Origin of the sequence: Pseudomonas gregormendelii (assembly GCF_017114825.1) — a bacterium.
Taxonomy (GTDB): Bacteria; Pseudomonadota; Gammaproteobacteria; order Pseudomonadales; family Pseudomonadaceae; genus Aquipseudomonas; species Aquipseudomonas gregormendelii.
Map to the genome: position 1 here is coordinate 195,441 of NZ_JADEVO010000003.1, position 20,408 is coordinate 215,848.

The 20,408-nt window shown below is 59.5% G+C and carries 16 protein-coding genes and 1 pseudogene; 16 read left to right on the plus strand and 1 reads right to left on the minus strand.

What is annotated here, in order from left to right; all coding sequences use genetic code 11:
• Window positions 1-29: 29 nt before the first annotated feature.
• Entirely contained in the window at window positions 30-821 is a 792-nt protein-coding gene (gene phhA / locus IMW75_RS03925) for a phenylalanine 4-monooxygenase (RefSeq protein ID WP_045058871.1), read from the minus strand.
• 319 nt (window positions 822-1,140) lie between these two features.
• Here phhA and IMW75_RS03930 point away from each other — a divergent pair, with 319 nt between their 5' ends.
• The 16 genes and pseudogenes from IMW75_RS03930 to IMW75_RS04005 all read left to right on the plus strand — a co-directional run.
• Window positions 1,141-2,703, plus strand: a complete 1,563-nt coding sequence (locus tag IMW75_RS03930) for a sigma-54-dependent transcriptional regulator (protein WP_205891932.1) — start codon at window positions 1,141-1,143, stop codon at window positions 2,701-2,703.
• Between the two features lie 286 nt (window positions 2,704-2,989).
• Window positions 2,990-3,730 carry a flagellar basal body rod protein FlgF gene (locus IMW75_RS03935; RefSeq protein ID WP_045058873.1) on the plus strand — a complete coding sequence of 247 codons (741 nt, stop codon included), beginning with the start codon at window positions 2,990-2,992 and terminating at the stop codon, window positions 3,728-3,730.
• A 45-nt stretch (window positions 3,731-3,775) separates the two neighbouring features.
• Window positions 3,776-4,561: a flagellar basal-body rod protein FlgG gene (gene flgG, locus IMW75_RS03940; RefSeq protein ID WP_045058874.1), complete on the plus strand. Its 786-nt coding sequence runs from the start codon at window positions 3,776-3,778 to the stop codon at window positions 4,559-4,561.
• A gap of 52 nt (window positions 4,562-4,613) precedes the next feature.
• Window positions 4,614-5,309, plus strand: coding sequence for a flagellar basal body L-ring protein FlgH (gene flgH, locus IMW75_RS03945; protein WP_045058875.1), 696 nt, complete (start codon window positions 4,614-4,616; stop codon window positions 5,307-5,309).
• A gap of 18 nt (window positions 5,310-5,327) precedes the next feature.
• Entirely contained in the window at window positions 5,328-6,437 is a 1,110-nt protein-coding gene (locus IMW75_RS03950; protein ID WP_045058876.1) for a flagellar basal body P-ring protein FlgI, read from the plus strand.
• Window positions 6,438-6,448: 11 nt separating this feature from the next.
• Window positions 6,449-7,756, plus strand: a complete 1,308-nt coding sequence (flgJ, locus tag IMW75_RS03955; RefSeq protein WP_205891933.1) for a flagellar assembly peptidoglycan hydrolase FlgJ — start codon at window positions 6,449-6,451, stop codon at window positions 7,754-7,756.
• A 23-nt stretch (window positions 7,757-7,779) separates the two neighbouring features.
• Window positions 7,780-9,804 carry a flagellar hook-associated protein FlgK gene (gene flgK, locus IMW75_RS03960; RefSeq protein WP_205891934.1) on the plus strand — a complete coding sequence of 675 codons (2,025 nt, stop codon included), beginning with the start codon at window positions 7,780-7,782 and terminating at the stop codon, window positions 9,802-9,804.
• A 14-nt stretch (window positions 9,805-9,818) separates the two neighbouring features.
• Entirely contained in the window at window positions 9,819-11,408 is a 1,590-nt protein-coding gene (locus IMW75_RS03965; RefSeq protein ID WP_205891935.1) for a flagellar hook-associated protein 3, read from the plus strand.
• Window positions 11,409-11,750: 342 nt separating this feature from the next.
• Window positions 11,751-12,677 carry a ketoacyl-ACP synthase III gene (locus tag IMW75_RS03970; RefSeq protein WP_205891936.1) on the plus strand — a complete coding sequence of 309 codons (927 nt, stop codon included), beginning with the start codon at window positions 11,751-11,753 and terminating at the stop codon, window positions 12,675-12,677.
• A gap of 242 nt (window positions 12,678-12,919) precedes the next feature.
• Complete coding sequence (locus IMW75_RS03975) at window positions 12,920-14,602, plus strand: flagellin N-terminal helical domain-containing protein (RefSeq protein ID WP_205891937.1); 1,683 nt, start codon at window positions 12,920-12,922, stop codon at window positions 14,600-14,602.
• Window positions 14,603-14,688: 86 nt separating this feature from the next.
• Complete coding sequence (locus IMW75_RS03980) at window positions 14,689-15,033, plus strand: flagellar protein FlaG (RefSeq protein ID WP_205891938.1); 345 nt, start codon at window positions 14,689-14,691, stop codon at window positions 15,031-15,033.
• Window positions 15,034-15,114: 81 nt separating this feature from the next.
• A complete protein-coding gene (fliD, locus tag IMW75_RS03985) occupies window positions 15,115-16,488 on the plus strand; it encodes a flagellar filament capping protein FliD (RefSeq protein WP_045058883.1) in 1,374 nt (457 codons plus the stop codon).
• Between the two features lie 153 nt (window positions 16,489-16,641).
• Complete coding sequence (fliS, locus tag IMW75_RS03990) at window positions 16,642-17,022, plus strand: flagellar export chaperone FliS (protein ID WP_045058884.1); 381 nt, start codon at window positions 16,642-16,644, stop codon at window positions 17,020-17,022.
• 33 nt (window positions 17,023-17,055) lie between these two features.
• Entirely contained in the window at window positions 17,056-17,352 is a 297-nt protein-coding gene (fliT, locus tag IMW75_RS03995; protein WP_045058885.1) for a flagellar protein FliT, read from the plus strand.
• 173 nt (window positions 17,353-17,525) lie between these two features.
• The gene (locus tag IMW75_RS04000) at window positions 17,526-19,001 is read left to right on the plus strand and encodes a sigma-54 dependent transcriptional regulator (protein WP_045058886.1); all 1,476 of its coding nucleotides are present in this window, start codon (window positions 17,526-17,528) and stop codon (window positions 18,999-19,001) included.
• A 128-nt stretch (window positions 19,002-19,129) separates the two neighbouring features.
• Window positions 19,130-20,296 (plus strand): annotated as a pseudogene (locus IMW75_RS04005) (sensor histidine kinase); the annotation flags it as partial.
• Window positions 20,297-20,408 lie beyond the last annotated feature (112 nt).

The following is a 20,408-nucleotide window of genomic DNA, read 5'->3' on the forward strand; positions in this document are numbered from 1 at the left end:
TTTGCGCGCAAGTCGCGAGCGGGATCTGCTCAGGCCGCTTTTGGCTTGGGCGGAAATTTTGGTGCGTGCAAGCCCATCTGCATGCCTTGCTTGACCATGCCCATGATGTCCTCGTGGGCCAGGTCGAACAGGCGCTTGAGGTTGGGCAGCACGAAGTACAGGGGCTGCAGGATGTCGATGCGGTAAGGCGTGCGCATGCATTCCAGCGGGTCGAAGGCTTGATGTTCAGGCTCATCGGACAGGCAGTAGACGGTTTCTTTCGGTGAAGAAAGGATACCGCCGCCGTAGATGCGCTGGCCCTGGGGCGTGTCGACCAGGCCGAACTCGATGGTCATCCAGTACAGGCGCGCCAGGTACACCCGTTCTTCCTTGGTCGCCTGCAGGCCAAGCTTGCCGTAGGTGTGGGTGAATTCGGCGAACCAGGGGTTGGTCAGCAGCGGGCAGTGGCCAAATATCTCGTGGAAAATATCCGGCTCTTGCAGGTAGTCCAGCTCTTCGCGAGTGCGAATGAAAGTGGCCACCGGGAACTGCTTGTTGGCGAGCAATTCGAAGAAAGTCTGGAAGGGAATCAGCGCTGGCACCCGGGCCACCTGCCAGCCGGTGGTTTCACCGAGCACCTTGTTGATCTCGCCCAGTTGCGGGATGCGGTCGTGGGGCAGACCGAGTTTTTCGATACCGTCCAGGTATTCCTGGCACGCACGACCCTCGATCACTTTCAGTTGGCGAGTGATCAGCGTGTTCCACACCGCGTGTTCTTCGGCGGGGTAATCGATAAAACCTTGCGCATCGGGCTCGCGAGCCACGTATTGCGTCTGCTTCATGCTGCTCTCCTGCTAGGGGAAATTCGTTCTTGTTATGTCCAGCTATGGACTTACAAATACCCCAGGATTTTCGGATGTGCACCCCCGTGCGCGAGGTGTAGAGAGCAAAAACCAGTGCTTTTCGTAAACTTTTCGTTACGCAATGGCAGTTGTGGCGTGGCTGTTGAGTTTTCTTGTTTGAAAAGCGCCGTGGGTGTCACATAATCTTTACGACTATCTGAGCGTCGCAGCAAAAAACCGCTCCTGCGGCCACCGCAATCCCCCTGTGGGAGCGGGTCGAGCTTGGCATGATTTCCTTAACCGCTTTTCGAGCCTTTATATGCGTATCAAAGTCCACTGCCAGAACCGCATCGGCATCCTGCGCGACATCCTCGACCTGCTGGTGGAGTACGGGATCAACGTCGCGCGTGGCGAAGTCGGGGGTGAGCACGGTAATGCGATCTACCTGCACTGCCCGAACCTCATCAACCTGCAGTTCCAGGCGCTGCGGGCGAAGTTCGAATCGATCCCCGGGGTGTTTGGCGTCAAGCGCGTAGGGCTGATGCCCAGCGAGCGCCGGCACATGGAGCTCAATGCGCTGCTCGGCGCGCTGGAGTTTCCGGTGCTGTCGATCGATATGGGCGGTTCGATCGTCGCGGCCAACCGGGCCGCCGCACAGCTGCTCGGTGTGCGGGTGGACGAGGTGCCGGGCATCCCGTTGTCCCGTTACGCCGAGGATTTCGACCTGCCGGAACTGGTACGTGCCAACAAGTCGCGGATCAACGGGCTGCGGGTCAAGGTCAAGGGCGACGTGTTCCTGGCCGACATCGCGCCATTGCAATCGGAGCATGACGACAGCGAGGCCATGGCCGGCGCGGTATTGACGCTGCATCGCGCGGATCGGGTAGGTGAACGCATCTACAACGTGCGCAAGCAGGAACTGAGGGGGTTCGACAGCATTTTCCAGAGCTCGAAGGTGATGGCCGCCGTGGTCCGCGAAGCCCGGCGCATGGCGCCCCTGGACGCACCGTTGTTGATAGAAGGCGAAACCGGCACCGGCAAGGAGTTGCTGGCGCGGGCCTGCCACCTGGCAAGTCCCCGCGGCCAGTCGCCGTTGATGGCGCTCAACTGTGCGGGGCTGCCGGAGTCCATGGCCGAGACCGAATTGTTCGGCTACGGCCCTGGCGCATTCGAAGGCGCCCGTGCCGAAGGCAAGCTCGGGCTGCTGGAGCTGACTGCCGGCGGTACGCTGTTTCTTGATGGTGTCGGTGAAATGAGCCCGCGCTTGCAGGTGAAATTGCTGCGCTTCCTGCAGGACGGATGCTTTCGTCGGGTAGGCAGTGATGAAGAGGTGTACCTCGATGTGCGGGTGATCTGTGCGACCCAGGTCGACCTGTCGGAGCTGTGCGCTCGCGGGGAGTTCCGCCAGGATCTGTACCACCGCCTGAACGTCTTGTCGTTGCACATCCCGCCACTGCGCGAATGCCTGGACGGCTTGACGCCCCTGGTCGAGCACTTCCTGGACCAGGCCAGCCGGCAGATCGGTTGTCCGCTGCCGAAACTGGCGCCGGCGGCGATGGAGCGGCTCAGTCATTACCATTGGCCGGGCAACGTTCGGCAATTGGAGAATGTACTGTTCCAGGCGGTGTCCTTGTGCGAAGGCGGCACGGTCAAGGCCGAGCACATCCGCCTGCCGGACTACGGCGTGCGTCAGCCGCTTGGCGATTTTTCTCTGGAAGGCGGGCTGGACGAGATTGTCGGGCGCTTCGAGAAGGCGGTGCTGGAGCGTCTGTATTCAGAACATCCGAGCAGCCGGCAGTTGGGTAAACGCCTGGGGGTTTCGCATACCACCATTGCCAACAAGCTGCGTGAGTATGAGGTGGGCAAGGACAGCAGCACTTAAAGTCAAAAGATCGCAGGCTCGTTTCACTCGGCAGCTCCTACGGGGATCAGGTATTCATGTAGGAGCTGCCGAGTGAAACGAGCCTGCGATCTTTCGCTCTATTGCCGCGAAGCGGCACAACACCGCCGGTTTTTCGACTTCACCCCATTCCGTCACTCATCTCCAAACCCCTCAAGCCCCCAGTTTGCCGGGCCCTGCGCCGCCAGAAAATAGTTGGTCTGCAAATTGCTTATGGCTCAGCAGTACAGCGGTGGGCGGCAAACGTCCGGCATGCAGAGGAAAGAGTGTGGATAAGTACCTTTATGTAGCTATGACCGGCGCCAGCCAGAATGCACTGGCGCAGAAGGCTCATGCGAACAACCTCGCGAACATCTCCACCAACGGTTTCCAGAAAGACCTGGAGCAGGCGCGCTCGATGCCGGTGTTTGGTGACAGCTTTCCGGCGCGTGCGTTTGCCATGTCCGAGCGTCCGGCCACCGACTTCTCCGCAGGTTCGCTGGTGGAAACCGGCCGCGACCTCGACGTTGCCGTACAGGGCAATGGCTGGATTGCCGTGCAGAACCCCGATGGCGGTGAAAGTTATGTGCGCACCGGCAGCCTCAACGTCGACGCCCTGGGCGTATTGCGCGCCGGCAATGGTATGCCGGTGATGGGCAATGGCGGGCCGATTGCCGTGCCGCCCGAGCAACAGATCGAGGTGGGCGAGGATGGCACCATCAGCATTCGGGCGATGGGCGAAGGCCCGCGCGTGATGGCCGAAGTCGACCGCATCAAGCTGGTCAACCCTGACTTCAGAAACATGACCAAAGGCCTGGACGGTTCGATCCACACCAAGGACGGTCAGCCGGCGCAGGCGGATGCCAACGTCAAGCTGGTGTCCGGTTTCCTCGAGTCGAGCAACGTCAACGCCGTGGAAGAAATGACCTCGGTGCTGGCCCTGGCCAAGCAGTTCGAATTGCACATCAAGATGATGAACACCGCCAAAGAAGACGACCAGGCCATGGCTCGGGTCTTGCAGATCAGCTAATTACCAGAACGTCGCGCCGTAAAACAGGCGCACGAGGAGAATCGAATGCTTCCGGCTCTATGGGTTGCCAAAACCGGTCTGTCCGCCCAGGACACCAACCTGACCACCATTTCCAACAACCTGGCGAACGTGTCGACCACGGGTTTTAAACGTGATCGCGCCGAGTTCCAGGACCTGCTGTATCAGATCAAGCGTCAGCCTGGCGCCCAGTCGACCCAGGACAGCGAATTGCCGTCGGGTCTGCAAGTGGGTACTGGTGTGCGCATCGTCGGCACCCAGAAAAACTTCACCGCCGGCAGCTTGCAAACCACCGAGCAGCCGCTGGACATGGCCATCGACGGTCGCGGTTTCTTCCAGATCCTGCAGCCGGATGGCACCACGTCCTACACCCGTGACGGTACTTTCCACCTGGACTCCAACGGCCAGATCGTCAATGCCAGCGGCTTCGCCCTGGAGCCGGCCATTGTCATCCCGAACGACGCCCAGACCTTCACGGTCGGCCGTGACGGTACCGTGTCGGTCACCGTTCCCGGCAACGCCGCTTCCCAGGTGATCGGCAACCTGCAGACCGCCGACTTCATCAACCCGGCCGGCCTGCAAGCGGTGGGCAACAACCTGTTCCTGGAAACCGCCGCCAGCGGCGCGCCACAGGTTGGCACCCCGGGCCTCGCCGGTTTCGGCACCACGCTGCAGAACACCCTGGAAACCTCCAACGTCAGCACCGTTGAGGAGATGGTCAACATGATCACCACCCAGCGCGCCTACGAGATGAACTCCAAGGTGATCTCCACCGCCGACCAGATGCTCTCGTTCGTAACGCAGAATCTGTAATCAAGAATATGGGGCGGCCACGCGGTCGCCTGCAACACCGTGAGGTAGGGTCATGAATCGCTTCGTATCTGTTCTGGCACTGAGTGGCATCACCGCACTCGCGGGCTGTGTCGCGCCTGCGCCGCGGCCCAATGACCCTTACTACGCCCCGGTGTTGCCGCGCACACCACTGCCGGCTGCCGCCAACAATGGCTCGATCTACCAGGCCGGCTTCGAACAGAACCTGTACAGCGACCGCAAGGCGTATCGCGTCGGTGACATCATCACCATCACGCTGAACGAGCGCACCCAGGCCAGCAAGAACGCCAACTCCCAGGTGGGCAAGACCAGCAAGACCGACATTGGCCTGAGCTCGTTTTTCGGTGGTGGCCTGAACACCAACAACCCGGTCGGTGGCGGTGACCTGAGCCTGGACGTCGGTTATTCCGGCGACCGTGCGACCAAGGGCGACAGCAAGTCCGGGCAGAGCAACAGCCTGACCGGCTCCATCACCGTGACCGTCGCCGACGTATTGCCCAACGGTATCATCGCCGTACGCGGCGAGAAGTGGCTGACCCTCAACACCGGCGATGAGCTGGTGCGCATCGCCGGCATGGTCCGCGCCGATGACATCGCCACCGACAACACCGTGTCGTCGACCCGGGTTGCCGATGCACGTATTACCTACTCGGGCACCGGTGCCTTTGCCGATGCGAGTCAGCCAGGCTGGTTCGACCGTTTCTTCCTCAGCCCGCTGTTTCCTTTCTAGGTGGCTATCAAGTTGAGCATGTTGAACTTCAAACGCCTGATGGTGGCCGCCCTGATGCTCTCGGCTGCGTTCAGCGCGCAAGCCGAGCGGCTCAAGGACATCGCCAGTATTTCTGGCGTGCGTTCCAACCAACTGATCGGCTACGGCCTGGTGGTTGGGCTTAGCGGCACCGGCGACCAGACGACGCAGACCCCGTTCACCCTGCAGACCTTCAACAACATGCTCTCGCAGTTCGGCATCAAGGTGCCGCCGGGTTCGGGCAACGTGCAGTTGAAAAACGTCGCGGCGGTGTCGATCAGCGCCGACTTGCCGGCGTTCGCCAAGCCGGGTCAGCAGATTGACATCACTGTAGCGTCCATCGGCAACTCCAAGAGCCTGCGCGGCGGTACCTTGCTGCTGACGCCGCTCAAAGGTATTGACGGTAACGTCTACGCGATCGCCCAGGGCAACCTGGTGGTCGGCGGTTTTGATGCCGAGGGCCGCGACGGTTCGAAGATCACCGTCAACGTCCCGTCGGCGGGGCGCATTCCCGGTGGTGCATCGGTCGAGCGGGCGGTGCCAAGTGGTTTCAACCAGGGCAACAGCCTGACCCTGAACCTCAACCGTTCGGACTTCACCACCGCCAAGCGCATCGTCGACAAGATCAACAACATGCTCGGCCCGGGCGTGGCCCAGGCCATCGACGGCGGCTCGATCCGCGTCAGTGCGCCACTGGACCCGAGCCAGCGCGTGGACTACCTGTCGATCATCGAGAACCTCGAAGTCGATCCGGGCCAGGCGGTGGCCAAAGTCATCATCAACTCGCGCACCGGCACTATCGTGATCGGCCAGAACGTGAAAGTGTCCCCGGCCGCCGTGACCCACGGCAGCCTGACCGTGACCATCACCGAAGACCCGATCGTCAGCCAGCCGGGCCCGCTGTCCAATGGCCAGACGGCCGTGGTGCCACGCTCGCGGGTCAACGCCCAGCAGGAAGCCAAGCCGATGTTCAAGTTCGGCCCGGGCACCACCCTCGACGAAATCGTGCGAGCGGTGAACCAGGTCGGCGCCGCACCGGGTGACTTGATGGCCATCCTCGAAGCACTGAAACAGGCCGGCGCACTGCAAGCCGACCTGATCGTGATCTGAGGACTGCGCCCATGGATATGTACAAGAGCGGTGTGGTCAGCAGCAGCGATTCGGGGTCCTACTCGGACTTGAATCGCCTCAACCAGCTCAAGGTCGGCGACAAGAACAGCGACGCGAACATGCGCAAAGTGGCGCAGGAGTTCGAGTCGCTGTTCCTCGGTGAAATGCTCAAATCCATGCGCTCGGCCACCAATGCGCTGGGCCAGGACAACCCGCTCAACACCGCCGAAGCCAAGCAGTACCAGGAAATGTACGACCAGCAGCTGGCCGTTTCCATGTCCCGCGAAGGCGGCGGTATCGGCCTGGCCGATGTGTTGATGCGTCAGATGTCGAAGAACAAACCCATGGCCCCGGGTGAAGCGGCGGCAGCGTCCGCCGCCAAGCAAGCCGAGGCCAAAGCCGCCGTGGAAACGCCAATTGCCGCCGGCACGGCTGCCACCCACGGACCCTTGTCGCGCCTCAATGGCCAGCGCCCGTTGTGGGCGTCGCGATCGATCCATGCACCGCAGGCAGCAGGCGAGGGCGCGCATCGCAATGACATGGCGCTGATCAACCAGCGCCGCCTGGCGTTGCCGCCGAAGCTCGCAGACCGCCTGCTCGCCGGCCTGGTGCCATCGGCCGCGACCCCGGCTGCGACTGCGACGACAGCGGCCACCGCACTCAGCAAAATCGACGTACCCACGATCAGCCCGACCGGTTCCGGCTCGCTGTACAACGGCGACTGGCTGACCGCCCAAACCGAAGCACCGGCCAGCGGTCGCCTGCAGGTCTACGGCCGGGCCATGGCGCAGATCCCGCTGGCACCGCCAAAGAAAGCCTTCAGCTCCGCCGACGAATTCGTCAACGCCATGCTGCCCATGGCCAAGGAAGCCGCCGACCGCATCGGCGTCGATCCGCGTTACCTGGTGGCCCAGGCCGCCCTCGAAACCGGCTGGGGCAAATCGGTCATGCGCGCCCAGGATGGCAGCAGCAGCCACAACCTGTTCGGCATCAAGGCCAGCAGCAACTGGAAGGGCGATTCAGCCCGGGCCATCACCAGCGAATTCAGAAACGGCGAGATGGTCAAGGAGACGGCGCAGTTCCGTTCCTACGACTCCTACAAGGACAGCTTCCACGACCTCGTGACGCTGCTGCAATCCAACAATCGCTATCAAGATGTTGTGAAGTCTGCCGATAACCCCGAACAATTTGTACGCGAGTTGCAGAAGGCCGGCTACGCAACCGACCCGAACTACGCCAGCAAGATTTCGCAAATAGCCAGGCAGATGACGAGTTATCAGAACTACGCTGCGGCGGGCGTTTCCACTACGCCTTTATAGGCACAAGGTATAAGGTCTGAACCATGAGTTTGCTCAATATCGGGATGTCGGGTCTCAACGCCAGTCAGGTGTCGTTGGCGACTGTCGGCAATAACATTGCCAACGCCAACACCGCCGGCTATTCACGCCAGCAGACCATTCAGACCAGCAATGCCTCGAACCTCAATGGCGGGGTGTTCATCGGCAGCGGCACGACCCTGGCGGATGTGCGTCGGGTATATAACGCCTATCTCGATCAGCAGCTGCAGACCAGCACTTCGCTGAGCAACGATGCCAACTCCTACCTTGAGCAGGTGAACCCGCTCGACAAGCTGTTCTCGGACAAAACCACCGGCATCAGTGCGGTGTTGAGCAGCTTCTTTGCTGCCGTGCAGACCTCGGCCGCCACGCCCAGCGACACGGCTGCGCGGCAGTTGCTGCTGACCAATGCGCAGACCCTGAGCAACCGCTTCAACGCGTTGTCGTCGCAGATGCAGCAGCAAAACGAAGGCATCAACAGCCAGCTGACCACCATGACCGAAAAGGTCAATCAGCTGACGTCCTCCATCGCCTCGCTGAACCAGCAGATTTCCCAGGCCGGCAGCTCGAACGGCAGCGGCCCGAACAACCTGCTCGACGCGCGTAACGAAGCCGTGCGCACACTCAATGAACTGGTCGGCGTGACCGTCCAGGAACAGAACGGCAGCTACAACGTATCCCTCGGTACCGGCCAGTCGCTGGTGTTGGGCAACACGTCCAACACCCTGACGACCGCCCGCACCGGCATCGACAAGAACCAGGTAACTATCCAGGTCAAATCGCCGTCTTCAGTGAGCGATGTGACCTCTGTCATCAGCGGCGGCAAGATCGGCGGACTGCTGCGCTACCGCGACGACGTGCTGGTGCCGGCAATGAACGACCTGGGCCGCACCGCCATCGTGGTCGCCGACAAGATCAACCGCCAGTTGGGCCAGGGCCTCGACGCCAATGGCGAATTCGGCGCGTCGCTGTTCTCCAGCATCAACAGCGCTGCGGCGATCAGCCAGCGCAGCCTGGCCGCCTCGAGCAACAGCGCGGGCTCGGGTAATCTCGACGTCACCATCACCAACTCCAGTGCGTTGACCGCCTTCGATTACGAAGTGACGTTCACCGCTGCGGACAAGTACACGGTCAAGCGCTCCGACGGCAAAAGCATGGGCAGTTTTGATCTGAACCCGGCGGCCGAGATCGATGGGTTCAAGCTCAATCTCAACGGCGCTGCCCTGAGTGCGGGCGATACCTTCAAGGTGATCCCGACCCGCACCGGTGCCAGCAACATCACCACCCAGATGACCGACTCCAACAAGCTGGCCTTTGCCGGCGCCCTGGTCGCGACCAGCAACACCGGCAACGGCGGCACTGGCGCCTTGACCGCGCCCGCGCTGACCGTGCCGATGGACATCTACGCCGGCGCCGACCTGGCCGACCTGCAGGCCGGGATCAAGAATTCCATGCCGGTGACCCTGACCTTCAAGGACGCTGCCGGCGGCAGCCAGGGCTACGAAGTGTTCAACGCCAAAGGCCAGAGCATTGGCACCGGCACCATCGTGCCGGGGCAGGGCAACGACCTGACGATCAACGTGCCGATGCTCGACGCGACGGGCACGGCGATCCCTGGTAAATCGTTTTCCTTCAACACCACGGTCAGCGGCTCGCCGTCGAAGAACGACAAGTACGAAGTCGCCTTCAACGTCGACGGCAAGAAAGACAACCGCAACGCCAACGAATTGTTGGGCCTGCAAACCAAGGCCACGGTCGGCGTCAGCGGCGGCAACGCCGGCATGAGCATGACCACCGCCTACAGCCGCCTGGTGGAACAGGTCGGCGCCAAGGCCAGCCAGGCCCTGGGTGACAGCACCGCCAGCGGGGCGATCCTGGCCCGCGCCAAGTCCGAAGTCGCCTCCGTGTCCCAGGTTAACCTGGACGACGAGGCCGCCGACCTGGTCAAGTTCCAGCAGTACTACACCGCGTCGTCGCAGATTATCAAGGCCGCGCAAGAAACCTTCAGCACGCTGATCAACAGTCTTTAAGGGAGTCTTCGACGATGCGAATTTCTACAGCCCAGTACTTTGAGACGAGTGCGGCCAAGTACCAGAACAACTTCTCCTCGATTGTGAAGACTCAGGAGCAGATCACTTCGGGCGTGCGTATTCAAAGTGCCGGTGATGATCCTGTCGGTGCTGCGCAGTTGTTGATGTTGCAGCAGCAGAAGGCGATGCTGGGGCAATACAGTACCAATATGGGCAGCATCAAGAGTTCGCTGTCTAACCAGGAGAGCGTCCTTGAAAGCCTGAATACCTCGATACAGCGCGGTCGCGAACTGGCGCTGCAGGCCGGCAACGGTGGCTACAGCGATGCTGATCGAAAGTCGATTGCCAGCGAAATCGGTGAGATCGAAGAGCAAGTATTGGGCCTGCTCAATAGCAAGGACCCGTCCGGCAACTACATGTTCTCCGGCTCGAAAACCCTGACGCCGCCGTATGTGCGCAACAACGATGGCACCTACTCTTATCAGGGTGATGACAACCAGTTGAGCTTGCAAGTCTCTGACATTTTGTCGATTGCGACCAACGACACCGGTAAGAGCGTCCTCGAGTCGGCCACGAACTCAGGTCGCACCCAGGCGGTACTCGATCCGTCCAAGCCTAACGACGGTACGGTTTCAGTGTCGGCAGGCCTGATGAAATCGAATGCGGCCTACACCAAGAACTTTGCTGCAGGCGAGCCTTACGAACTGAAGTTCGTCGACAGTACTCACTACACCATCGCTGATAAGGATGGTAACGACGTGACCACCGAAGTGTCCGGCAATGGCACTTTCGATGCGAGCAAGCAGGGTGGCTCGACCATCAATTTGCGCGGAGTGGAGTTCGACATCACGCTGCGACTAAAGGCGCCTATCGATCCGGTGACCACGTTGCCGATGACGCCTGATGAAGAAGTGAAGGATCACATTTTTTCGCTGGGCACCAAGCCTGACAGCTTTAACTCTTCACGCACGCCGAGTAATACCTCGACTGCTCAGATCACCGGTTCTGGCGTCTCCAGCCAATCTGACTACGTCAACGGATTTCCTAACAGCGGCGTGGTGGTCAAATTCACCGATGCAACAAACTACGAAGTCTTTGCCCAGCCAATGGGCTCGGACAGCAAGCCAATCGGTGGTGGGGTGCTGGCTGCGGGCTCGATCACTGTAGCGGGGGTCAAGCTCGACTTCACCGGCGCCCCGGCAGCAGACGATCAATTCGTAGTAGGTGCCAGCAGCCATAAAACTCAGAGTGCACTGGATACATTGAGTCAGTTGCGCCAGGCGCTCGAAACCCCGGCCGACGGCAATGATCTGGCTCAGATCAAGCTCAAGGACGCGGTGAATGCAGCGATCAGTAACCTGTCCAACTCCAGCGAGCAGATCGATAACGTTCGCGGGTCGATTGGTGCTCGATTGGGTGCCATTGACATCCAGAGCGCCGAAAACACCAGCATCGGCCTGGTAAACACCAGTACCCAGGCCGCAATTGGCGATACTGACGTGGCAACAGCATCTATCGACCTGGCCTTTCAGCAATCACTGCTGCAAGCCTCGCAATTGGCGTTCGTCAAAATCGCCCAGTTGAGCCTGTTCAACAAGCTGTAACCCTCCTTTGATTACCGGCACCCCAGGGTGCCGGCGATGTCTCGTTGACGCTTTTTCCTCCCTTAGGTTGATCGTTTTTACCCTCCAGTCGGCGGTTGATCGCCTGTTTGTGACTGGATGTTTGGTATAAGCCACGCATAATGCGTGACCTGCGAGTCATAAAGCGCATCTTCACTGTATTGTGTAAAAAAGGATGGGCAGGGGGCTGACCCTTGTCGGGCGTGTTTTCCGGATTGGCGGAGCGCCTGCGCCGTATTTTTTCACTCGGCGAAGTCCAGTATTGTCAGTACCTCTCGGTCTTGCGAGCGGTGATCTCCAGCTATTTAGTATTGGGAAGCCACAATGATTGGCATAAAAAGCATTGCCAGCTACGTGCCAGCGAGTGGGCTGGATAACTATGCTCAGGGTGCGAAGTTCGAAAAGGATGAAGAATTCATCCTTGGAAAAATCGGCTCGGCGTTCCTGCCGCGCAAGGACGCTGCCCAGGAAACCTCCGACCTGTGTGTCGAGGCCGCCAACGCGTTGTTCGCCAATAATCCGCAGCTCGATCGTCAAGCCATCGACGTATTGATCGTCGTCACCCAGAACGGTGACGAAGAAGGGCTGCCGCACACGTCGGCCATCGTCCAGGACAAACTCGGCCTGTCGACTAACGTCGCAGCCTTCGACATCTCCCTGGGGTGCTCGGGTTATGTCTATGGCATCTACGCCATCAAGGGTTTCATGGAAGCTACAGGCCTGAAGAATGGCCTGCTGATCACCGCCGACCCGTATTCGAAAATCGTCGACCCTGAAGACCGCAACACCACCATGCTGTTCGGCGACGCCGCCACGGCCACCTGGATGGCTGAAGACGCAGCCTGGCAACTGGGCAAGGCCAAGTTCGGCACCGACGGCTCGGGTGCTCCGCACCTGAAAGTCACCGACGGCGTGTTCTATATGAACGGCCGGCAGGTGTTCAACTTTGCCCTGCTCAAGGTGCCGGCGCATCTGCACGAGCTGCTGGACGAGTCGGGCCTGGTGTCCCAGGACATCGATGCGTTCTGTATCCACCAGGGCAGTGCGGCCATCGTCGACGCTGTGGCCCGTCGTTTCGAAGGCGAGCCGGAGAAGTTTATCAAGGACATGGTCGAGACCGGCAACACCGTGTCGTCGAGCATTCCGCTTCTCTTGGAAAAGCACATGTTCGATTCCAGTTGGAAGCGCGTGGCAATCAGTGGTTTCGGCGTGGGGCTGTCCTGGGGTTCGGCGATTATTCACCGTCTCTGACGCGCCAGTTAAATAACGCCAAAAAAAACGCCCATGGCCGCGAGGTCATGGGCGTTTTTGCTTTCTGGCGTGTCGATGTAAGCGCTTGAATCGCAAGGAGTGGCACGGTGCTAGTAAAAAAAATCAAAAAAGCGCTCAAGCAACCTGCTTTTACGACGATAACTATTACGAAGGTTCTCTAGGCCACACCCGGCGGTTGCCAGGGCCGGAAGCCGCAGCACCCAACCAACGAGGAATTCGTCATGTCTTTATCTGTTAATACCAACATCACCTCCCTGGGCGTTCAGAAAAACCTGAACAAGGCTTCCGATGCTCTGAGCACCTCGATGAGCCGTCTCTCTTCCGGCCTGAAAATCAACAGCGCTAAAGACGACGCTGCCGGCCTGCAGATCGCTAACCGTCTGACCAGCCAGATCAATGGTCTGAACGTTGCCGTGAAAAACGCCAACGACGGTATCTCCATCGCCCAGACTGCTGAAGGCGCGATGCAAGAATCCACCAACATCCTGCAGCGTATGCGTGAACTGGCTCTGCAATCGGCGAACGGTTCGAACAGCGATGACGACCGTACTTCCCTGAACCAAGAATTCACCGCACTGTCGGGTGAACTGAACCGTATCTCCAACACCACCACCTTCGGTGGCAAGAACCTGCTGGACGGTTCGTTCCAGAACACCAGCTTCCAGGTAGGCTCCAGCGCTAACGAAACCATTTCGTTCGGCATGGGCAACCTTAGCGCTTCGGGCCTGAAAGGCTCTTACAGCAGCGCTGCAGTGACTGGCAACGCAATGCAGGGTATGGCTGCAAGTGTTACCGGTTCGACCACAACGTTGGGCGAGACCGTTGTTGTGGGTGTCGCTGGTTCGGGTGTTGTTCCAACAGGCGCCGAGAAGCTCAACATCAACGGCGTTGATATCACACTGGCCGCAACAGACGTAACCAACGCCCTTGTTGCAACTGCGATCAACACTCAGCTTACTGCCGCTGGTGTAACGGATGTCACGGTCACTGAAGCTACTGACATCCTGACCATCACCAACACTGCCGGTTCTGTGTCCATCTCCGGCGCTGACGCTGGCAAATTCGGTCTGTCGACTGGTACCACCAGCACCAAAACAGACGGCACATCCATTCCTCCAACAGCTGGTAGCATTTCGGTCAATGGCACTGCTGTCACCTGGGACGGCGCTGCTGACACTGTTGACGACATTCTGACCCAACTGAAAGCAGTAGCCGGTGTTGGCGACGCTCAAATTACCGACGGCCGTCTCTCGATCACCTCCAAGAACGGCACCGAAATCAAACTGGCTGACAACACTGCAGGCTCCCTCGCCTCGTTGGGTCTGAACAGTGGCACTTCCAGCGTGAAAATGCTGGCTGATACCTCGCTGAAAATCGGTACTACTGAAATCAAGATCACCAAGGGCAGTGACCTCGATGCTGTAATCTCGGCAATCAACAGCGCCAGCGCTGGTGCAACTGCAGAGAAAACCGCCGATGGCAAAATTGCCCTCAGCGGCAAAAGCGACATCGTGATTTCGGCTGGTAACACTGGTGCTCTGTCTGATCTGGGCCTGGTTGCCGGTACTTCGAACGCCAGCGAAACCCAGACCACCGTTGGTGATCTGGACATCCTGTCCGCCGGTAATTCGCAGAAGTCGGTACAGGCTCTGGACGCTGCCATCCAGCAGATCGACAGCCAGCGCGCCGCACTGGGTGCCGTTCAAAACCGTTTCGACAGCACTGTAGCCAACCTGCAAAGCATCGCTCAGAACTCTACCGCTGCACGCGGTCGCGTTCAGGATGCTGACTTCGCTTCCGAAACTGCCGAGCTGACCAAGCAACAAACCCTGCAACAGGCTTCCACCGCGATCCTGTCCCAGGCTAACCAACTGCCATCCGCTGTACTGAAACTGCTTCAGTAATTCCAGCGTCTGGTGATTGAAATGGAAGGGCGCGTCTAACGCGCCCTTTTGTTCATTCCGTTGGTTTCTCATGTGAGGAGATGGTAATGGACATGAGTGTCACGTTGAATCAAGCCCCGCCCGTGAATCCGGTGCAAGGGACAGTCAGCGCAAAACCGTCGGCGCAATCTGTCGATGTGAGCACAGTTACACCAGTGGAACAGCCCAAGCGGGCAGAATTGGAAAAAGCAGTGACCGAGATCCGCGACTTTGTGCAATCGACCAAGCGCAATCTGGATTTCTCCATCGATGATTCGACGGGTCGAGTCGTGGTCAAGGTCATTGCTACAGAGAGCGGTGAAGTCATTCGCCAGCTACCTTCAGAAGCAGCATTAAAACTGGCAGCGAGCCTGCACGACGCAAGCAGCCTTTTGTTCGACGAAAGAGCCTGATCTGGCACGGGTTTTGATGCTGGCTGTTAAAGGTTAATCGCTCGTCAAGAACATGGCGACCGTCCGGGAAGGAGAAGAAACATGGCAAGTTCAACCGTCAGTGGCATTGGGTCAGGGATCGATACCCAGAAAATTGTCACCGCTTTGGTCGAAGCCGAAAAAGCGCCCAAACAAGCCCAGATCGACAAGCAGACCGCTTCCACCAGCACCACGCTGTCGGGTCTGTCGATCATCAAGAGCGCGCTGGACACCTACCGGGCAGCGATTGCCAAACTCAATACAGCCACCGCATTCGGCAGCATTTCCGGTGCGTCTTCGGATGAGAAAATCGCCAAGACCACGGTCAACGATGCCGCTACCAACGGTAGCTACGCACTTGAAGTGACCAAGCTGGCCACGGCCTCGAAGGTCTCCACGGCTGTGTTTGCCGGTGGCGCTTCGAGCGTAGTGAACAGCGGGACGCAAGCAACCACCCTGACCATTTCCCAATCGGGTAATGATTACGGTGTGATCATTGAGCCGGGTGCCACGCTGCAGGAAACCCGTGACGCGATCAACGAACAGCTTAAATCGAAGAACATCAGTGCCAACATTCTGACCGACGCCAACGGGTCTCGTCTGGTCTTGAGTTCGAACACCACCGGCAAAGGTACTGAGCTGACCCTCAGCGGTGCCGAGGAGCTGACCAAGGATTACGTGGTCACCACTGTTCCGCAGAATGCCGAGTACACACTTGATAATGTGAAATTGGAGTCTGCTTCCAACTCCATTTCCTCGGTGGTGAGCGGTGTTAACCTGGAGTTGATCACAGCAGGCAAGTCCACGATTACGGTGTCGAGCAGCACCGCGCAGCTGAAAACGTCTGCCCAGGCTTTCGTTTCGGCCTACAACGCGCTGATGACTGCCATCAATACACAAACCAAGGTGACTGCTACGGCGACCGCGACTGGCGGTGCGACAACGACTGCTGGAGCCCTGACCGGTGATGCGACTATGCGCAGCCTGGTGTCGTCAGTGCGCAATGAGCTGGTTTCCGCTGAAGCTGGGTCAGGCAACAGCGGCCTGAGCATGCTCTCGCAACTGGGCATCAACACTGACAAAAGCACGGGGTTGTTGACCCTTGACGATGCCAAATGGGACAAGGGCGTGAAAGCATTTGGTCCCCAGGTTGTCGAGCTGTTTACCGGCAAGACTGGGCTGATCAGTCGCATGACCAGCGCGACCGATGCGTTTGCAAAATCCGACGGAGTCCTGGCTCAGCGCCAGACCAGCCTGACTGAATCCCTGGATTCGCTCAAGGTCGATCAGGAAAGCCTGACACGCCGCATAGCGACCTTGCAGACCACGTTGACCGCCAAGTACACCGCGATGGATACCCTGGTTGCCCAGTTGAACGCGAGCTCCAAGAGCATCATGACCACGCTCAACGCGCTGAACAAAGTCAACGCCGACTGATGATTGCCTGACCGACAACCCGGACTCCTGTGCTCAGGCGCTCCGGGTTTTTTTTGTCTGGCGCGCCGCTCCAAGACTAAAGTTCTGCCGGCTTGGGTCGATAAAAAGTCATGGTAGATAATTGACCGTTTACAGTTTTTCAAGGAATCGAACATGAACCCTATGAGAGCCCTACGCCAGTATCAGAGCGTTAACTCGCACGCGCAGACTTCCGAGGCTAGCCCGCACCGCCTGGTGCAGATGCTGATGCAAGGCGGCCTTGATCGTATTGCCCAGGCAAAGGGCGCGCTGGAGCGCAACGATACTGCTGGCAAGGGCCTGTGCATCGGCAAGGCCGTGGCGATCATCGGTGGTTTGCGTGAGGGCCTGGACCCAGAGAAATCGCCAACGCCTTTGGCAGATCTCGACAGTCTTTACGACTACATGATGCGTCGCCTGACGGAGGCGAACATCAAAAGCGATCCGCTCATTCTCGATGAGGTCGCCGGGTTGCTCAGCAACATCAAGGAAGGATGGGATGCCATCGCGCCCTGATGGTCTTCGCTTTAATTCTCGAGGAACAACGCCATGAGTCAAGCATTGCAACGGATTGAACAAACCCGCGAAGCGCTCATCGATGCGCTGGCCGAGCGTGATTGGGATGCGATTGGCGAGCTGGATACGGCCTGCCGGGAATGCGTCGACGAGGTGCTCAGCGAAGCGCCGGTCGACGAGGAGGCGGTGCGGACCAATCTGGAAAGCCTGCTGGCGGTGTACAAGGATTTACTGACGGCGACGATGGGCGAGCGTCAGGCGATAGTAGACGAGATGTCGCAGATCACCCAAGCGAAGAGTGCGGCGAAGGTTTACCATCTGTTTGGCTAATTAATCCCCGGTTAATCCAGACATCTGCGCCATATATTTGACTATGCACGGTTTTTTGACTTAACTAGTGGCTGTTTACTGATTTCAGGCGTCTCATAGGCTTAACAGGTCTGCAAGCGTCTAGCTTGCCCACTCATTTCGGGCATCGAGTTGACTAGGGAAGTTGCTATTGCATGTGGCGTGAAACCAAAATTCTGCTGATTGATGACGATAGCGTCCGCCGCCGCGACCTGGCGGTGATTCTTAATTTTCTCGGTGAAGAAAATTTGCCCTGCGGAAGCCATGACTGGCAGCAGGCTGTGGGCTCTCTATCGTCTAGTCGTGAAGTGATCTGTGTCCTTATCGGGACGGTCAATGCTCCTGGTGCACTTTTGGGCTTGCTTAAGACACTCTCAACCTGGGATGAGTTCCTTCCGGTTTTGTTGATGGGCGATAATTCTGCCAGCGACTTGCCTGATGACCAGCGTCGACGCGTGCTGTCGACCCTGGAAATGCCGCCCAGCTACAGCAAATTGCTCGACTCCCTGCACCGTGCCCAGGTCTATCGCGAGATGTACGACCAGGCCCGCGAGCGCGGTCGGCATCGCGAACCCAATCTGTTCCGCAGCCTCGTCGGCACCAGCCGGGCGATCCAGCATGTGCGCCAGATGATGCAGCAGGTGGCTGACACCGACGCCAGCGTGCTGATCCTTGGCGAGTCGGGCACCGGCAAGGAAGTGGTGGCGCGCAACCTGCACTACCACTCCAAGCGTCGTGACGCGCCGTTCGTGCCGGTCAACTGCGGGGCGATCCCGGCCGAGTTGCTGGAAAGCGAATTGTTCGGCCACGAGAAGGGCGCGTTCACCGGGGCGATCACCAGTCGTGCCGGTCGCTTTGAGCTGGCTAATGGCGGCACGCTGTTCCTCGATGAAATCGGCGACATGCCGCTGCCGATGCAGGTCAAGCTGCTACGCGTGCTGCAGGAACGCACCTTCGAGCGCGTGGGTAGCAACAAGACCCAGAGCGCCGATGTGCGCATCATTGCCGCGACCCACAAGAACCTCGAAAGCATGATCGAGATCGGCACCTTCCGCGAAGACCTCTACTATCGCCTGAACGTGTTCCCGATCGAGATGGCGCCGTTGCGTGAGCGCGTCGAAGACATCCCGCTGCTGATGAACGAACTGATCTCGCGCATGGAGCACGAGAAGCGCGGTTCGATCCGTTTCAACTCGGCGGCGATCATGTCGCTGTGTCGTCACGGCTGGCCGGGCAACGTCCGCGAGCTGGCCAACCTGGTGGAGCGCATGGCGATCATGCATCCGTACGGGGTGATCGGCGTGGTCGAGCTGCCGAAGAAATTCCGTTACGTCGACGACGAAGACGAGCAACTGGTCGACAGCCTGCGCAGCGACCTGGAAGAGCGGGTGGCCATCAACGGCCATACCCCGGACTTCTCCGCCAATGCCCTGCTGCCGCCGGAGGGCCTGGACCTCAAGGACTACCTCGGTGGCCTGGAACAGGGGCTGATCCAGCAGGCGCTGGATGATGCCAATGGCATCGTGGCGCGCGCCGCTGAACGCTTGCGTATTCGTCGAACCACCCTGGTGGAGAAGATGCGCAAGTACGGCATGAGCCGGCGTGATGGTGATGAACAGGCAGATGATTGACGCCTGTTTTTCAAGTCATTCATTTATAGGCGGTTTTTTTTAGGCACGGGTATTGCTACATCCCTCGCAACGTTCCGTTTAACTGACGGTCAGCCAAGCGAGAGTGCCCGATGCCCCAAGCCGCCCAGATGTCTCCTGTCCCTGATGCTTCGGGGCCACTGTCGTCCGTAGAGCAGGCCAGCCGGCTGGGTCTTGAGCAGTCTTTTGCGTTGTTCAACCAGATGTCGAGCCAGTTGACGGATTCCTACAGCATGCTCGAAGCCCGGGTGACCGAGCTCAAGGGCGAGCTGGAAGTGGTCAGCGCCCAGTGCATGCAGGAACTGGCGGAAAAAGAACGCCTGGCCAACCGCCTGCAAAACCTCCTTGATCTGTTGCCCGGTGGCGTGATTGTCATCGACGCCCAGGGCATCGTGCGCGAAGCCAATCCTGCGGCCTGTGAGTTACTTGGCCTGCCTCTGGAAGGCGAGTTGTGGCGCCAGGTGATTGCCCGCTGCTTTGCGCCGCGTGAGGACGATGGGCATGAAATTTCCCTCAAGGACGGTCGGCGCCTGTCGATCTCGACCCGCTCGCTGGATGCCGAGCCGGGCCAGTTGGTGCTGCTCAACGACCTGACTGAAACCCGTCACCTGCAGGACCAGTTGGCCCGGCATGAGCGCCTCTCGTCCCTGGGGCGGATGGTCGCTTCCCTGGCGCATCAGATCCGCACGCCCTTGTCCGCCGCCTTGCTTTACGCCAGTCACCTGACCGAACAGGAGCTGCCCGTCGCCACGCAACAGCGCTTCGCCGGGCGTTTGAAAGAGCGGCTGCACGAGCTGGAGCATCAGGTGCGCGACATGCTGATTTTCGCCCGAGGCGAACTGCCGCTGACCGACCGAATCACCGCCAAAATGCTCATGCAGTCGCTTCAGGCGGCGGCCCTGGCGCATGTGCAGGGTCTGCCGATTCGCTGGCAATGCGACAGCCATGCCGGTGAGTTGCTGTGCAACCGCGACACCCTGGTGGGGGCGATTCTCAACCTGATCGAGAATGCCATCCAAGCCAGCGCCACGGACCTGCGATTGAAGGTGCATCTCTATGCCCGGGGCAACCACCTGCGGGTGGCGATCAGCGACAGTGGCAGCGGCATCGATCCTGCGGTGCTGGCGCGTCTGGGCGAACCTTTTTTCACCACCAAGGCCACCGGAACGGGCCTGGGCCTGACCGTGGTCAAGGCAGTCGCCCGTGCGCATCAGGGAGAATTGCTGCTGCGCTCGCGACCCGGTCGCGGCACGTGTGCGCAGGTGATCCTGCCGCTGTTTTCCAATGAACAACCCCCCTGCAGGAGCGAGCTCGCTCGCGAAAAACCAGAGAGCGCCACGGAGACTCTGGTCCCCGCCGCAATCGAAAACGTCCATCGCAAGCAGGGAG

Coding starts and splice junctions, on each gene's coding strand:
- phhA (WP_045058871.1), bottom strand. CDS start 821: ATGAAGCAGACGCAATACGTGGCTCGCGAGCCCGATGCGCAAGGTTTT.
- flgH (WP_045058875.1), top strand. CDS start 4,614: ATGAATCGCTTCGTATCTGTTCTGGCACTGAGTGGCATCACCGCACTC.
- fliD (WP_045058883.1), top strand. CDS start 15,115: ATGGCAAGTTCAACCGTCAGTGGCATTGGGTCAGGGATCGATACCCAG.
- IMW75_RS03975 (WP_205891937.1), top strand. CDS start 12,920: ATGTCTTTATCTGTTAATACCAACATCACCTCCCTGGGCGTTCAGAAA.
- flgK (WP_205891934.1), top strand. CDS start 7,780: ATGAGTTTGCTCAATATCGGGATGTCGGGTCTCAACGCCAGTCAGGTG.
- flgG (WP_045058874.1), top strand. CDS start 3,776: ATGCTTCCGGCTCTATGGGTTGCCAAAACCGGTCTGTCCGCCCAGGAC.
- IMW75_RS03970 (WP_205891936.1), top strand. CDS start 11,751: ATGATTGGCATAAAAAGCATTGCCAGCTACGTGCCAGCGAGTGGGCTG.
- IMW75_RS03930 (WP_205891932.1), top strand. CDS start 1,141: ATGCGTATCAAAGTCCACTGCCAGAACCGCATCGGCATCCTGCGCGAC.
- fliS (WP_045058884.1), top strand. CDS start 16,642: ATGAACCCTATGAGAGCCCTACGCCAGTATCAGAGCGTTAACTCGCAC.
- fliT (WP_045058885.1), top strand. CDS start 17,056: ATGAGTCAAGCATTGCAACGGATTGAACAAACCCGCGAAGCGCTCATC.
- IMW75_RS03950 (WP_045058876.1), top strand. CDS start 5,328: ATGTTGAACTTCAAACGCCTGATGGTGGCCGCCCTGATGCTCTCGGCT.
- IMW75_RS04000 (WP_045058886.1), top strand. CDS start 17,526: ATGTGGCGTGAAACCAAAATTCTGCTGATTGATGACGATAGCGTCCGC.
- IMW75_RS03965 (WP_205891935.1), top strand. CDS start 9,819: ATGCGAATTTCTACAGCCCAGTACTTTGAGACGAGTGCGGCCAAGTAC.
- flgJ (WP_205891933.1), top strand. CDS start 6,449: ATGGATATGTACAAGAGCGGTGTGGTCAGCAGCAGCGATTCGGGGTCC.
- IMW75_RS03980 (WP_205891938.1), top strand. CDS start 14,689: ATGGACATGAGTGTCACGTTGAATCAAGCCCCGCCCGTGAATCCGGTG.